The organism is Streptomyces prunicolor NBRC 13075, assembly GCF_000367365.1.
In the GTDB taxonomy this organism is placed as follows: Bacteria; Actinomycetota; Actinomycetes; order Streptomycetales; family Streptomycetaceae; genus Streptomyces; species Streptomyces prunicolor.
Map to the genome: position 1 here is coordinate 1 of NZ_BARF01000134.1, position 2,373 is coordinate 2,373.

General features: G+C 68.2%; 1 protein-coding gene and 2 pseudogenes. 2 read left to right on the forward strand and 1 reads right to left on the reverse strand.

Going from position 1 to position 2,373, the window contains the following annotated elements; translation table 11 throughout:
* Window positions 1-464 (reverse strand): annotated as a pseudogene (locus tag SPR02S_RS58245) (DNA methyltransferase); the annotation flags it as partial.
* Window positions 465-1,042: 578 nt separating this feature from the next.
* On the opposite strand from SPR02S_RS58245, the gene SPR02S_RS50060 reads away from it, so the two are divergent.
* Together SPR02S_RS50060 and SPR02S_RS66525 are read left to right on the forward strand one after the other, a co-directional pair.
* The gene (locus SPR02S_RS50060; protein ID WP_019064611.1) at window positions 1,043-2,188 is read left to right on the forward strand and encodes a C40 family peptidase; all 1,146 of its coding nucleotides are present in this window, start codon (window positions 1,043-1,045) and stop codon (window positions 2,186-2,188) included.
* 90 nt (window positions 2,189-2,278) lie between these two features.
* Window positions 2,279-2,373: pseudogene (locus tag SPR02S_RS66525) on the forward strand (DUF6112 family protein); the annotation flags it as partial.

Genomic DNA, 2,373 nt, shown 5'->3' on the forward strand with positions numbered 1-2,373 from the left:
CAGGTCGCGGTCCTTGGCAAGGCTGCCCTTGACGCCCCAGGTGATGAATTCGGACGACTGCTTGAACCCGCCCTTGCGGGGCCGGCTGGCGGGCTTGATCCACGGGATGGTGCCGCTCCAGGTCCAGCCGGCCATCTGCAGGGCGTCGGACGTGGTCGGCTCCTGGCGCCAGTCCGAGAAGACGAGGCGACCGCGTGCTCGGTGGAGGCCCGGTACGCCTCGGTGAGCAGGGCGGTCAGCCAACTCCGGTAGCTCCTCTGGTCTCGGTTTTCTCCGGGGAAGTTCTGGAGGTCGTGCGCGCTGTTGCTGGTGACGTACTTGGCGCGCGCCGTACGACCGGTGCGGTCCGAACTCGTACGCCCGCCGGAGTTGTAGGGCGGGTCGGTGATGACGGCGTTGACGCTCTCGTCCGGGAGGGTCTTCAGCACGGTGAGGGCGTCGCCTCGGTGCAGCGTGTAGCTCATGTGCGGGGCCTCTTTCAGGGCACGGCGGGACTCGACCCGCTCCAGGCCGCGTTCAACAGCGCTCGTCCGGGGCGGGGTTGCGCCGGACGGTAGCCGCGATTTCCGGCCGCACCCAGCCAACCGTGCCGTGCTCCGGGTCCGGGCCTGGGAGCTGTTTGGTGCGGCCGGAATCCCCGTCTACTGTCTCGCCAAGTCACCGGGACGGAGCCCCGCTCCACCCCTACTGACCTGTGCTTATCCGTGCCGCCTGGTCCAACAGAGCTGCACAGAAGGCATGTTGTGCTCTTCGTTCCGAAAGCCGTGAGGAGATCGGTGTACCGCCTGAGATTACGAGCGCGGCTGGCTGCCGCGCGTGACCCGAGACCGGCGTCCGGGAGCTACCAACTCCCCTGACCCGGGCCCGCCCCGAAAGGCGGATTCACATCGGCGCGGTGCCGACGGCCTTGCACGAGAAGTCGGCACCGCGCCTCCTGCGAACCACGAGGAGCCGCTGCGATGCAGCATGCCCTGATACCCCCGCGTCCCGACCCAGTACCACTGCTCGGCCAGCATCACCGTCTCGGTGAACGGCGGCGGTGATGAAGAAGACCACCGGGGCCGTCGTCGGTCTCATCGGGTCCGGTTCGCTGCTTCTGACCGTTCCGATCCTCGCCGTCGGCGCCGGAACGGCTTCGGCCTCGTGCTCGACCGGCAACGCACAGGCTGTGGATACCTCGGCCGTTGCCGCTCAGGTGAAGGCGATCCTGGACGGCGACACCACGGAGACCGTCTCCGTGGCGGGGCTGGACGATCCGGCCGAGCAGGTGCCCAACGCCAAGACGATCCAGGCCACCGGCGTCGCGATGAACATCCCGGCCCGCGGGCAGATCGTGGCCCTGGCGACCGCCCTTCAGGAGAGCCGCCTGCGCAACCTCACCTACGGCGACCGCGATTCGCTGGGCCTGTTCCAGCAGCGTCCGTCGCAGGGCTGGGGCACCGCCAACGAGATCCTCGACCCGGTGCACGCCGCGACCAAGTTCTACGAGGCGCTGGAGAAGGTCTCGGGCTGGCAGTCCCTCTCGGTCACCCAGGCCGCCCAAGCGGTACAGAGGTCCGGCTTCCCCGAGGCCTACGCCAAGTGGGAGCCCCTGGCCACCGCCTTGCAGCAGGCCATCGCACCCCTGCTGCCGACGGCCAGCGGCACGTCGGCGAGCGCGTCGGCGTCCGACGCGGCCGAGACCGGCAGCAATTCGCCCACTACCGCAGGCAGTTGTACGGCCGACGGAGACGGTACCGACTTCGGAGCCATCCCGGCCGGCGCTGTGCCCGCCGGCTACAAGATCCCCGCCGACGCCCCGACGAAGGTCCGGACAGCGATCCGCTGGGCACTGGGCCAGCTCGACACCTCGTATCAGTGGGGTGGGAGCTGCACCAACTCCCACGGGTCCGATCCCATGGGCCGCTGCGACTGCTCCTCCCTGATGCAGCAGTCGTACAAGGCCGCCGGGCTCACCCTGACCAGGACGACGTACACGCAGGTCAAGGAGGGCAAGGCGGTATCCGTCGACGCTCTTGAGCCGGGCGACCTCGTCTTCACCGAAGGGACGGCCCAAGTCCCTGAACACGTCGGCATGTTCATCGGCCAGGGCTTGATCATCAACGCCCCGCACACCGGTGACGTGGTCCGTATCGCGACCCTCGTGTCCTGGAAGTCGCAGATTCTCGCGGCCCGCCGAGTCGTCTGACCGACGTTTCCCCCCTCCCCCCTCTTCTTCTCGCACCGCCGCTTCGCCCTCGCGGGCTTTGGCGTGCATTGAATCGAACTGGAGTTCTTAATGTTTCTCGCCGACAAGGTCGTCCAGCTCGCCTACGACCCCGGGATCAAACCGAACGAGGGCGGATTGCCGGGCCTTTCCGTCCTCAAGCAGGT

Coding starts and splice junctions, on each gene's coding strand:
- SPR02S_RS50060 (WP_019064611.1), top strand. CDS start 1,043: ATGAAGAAGACCACCGGGGCCGTCGTCGGTCTCATCGGGTCCGGTTCG.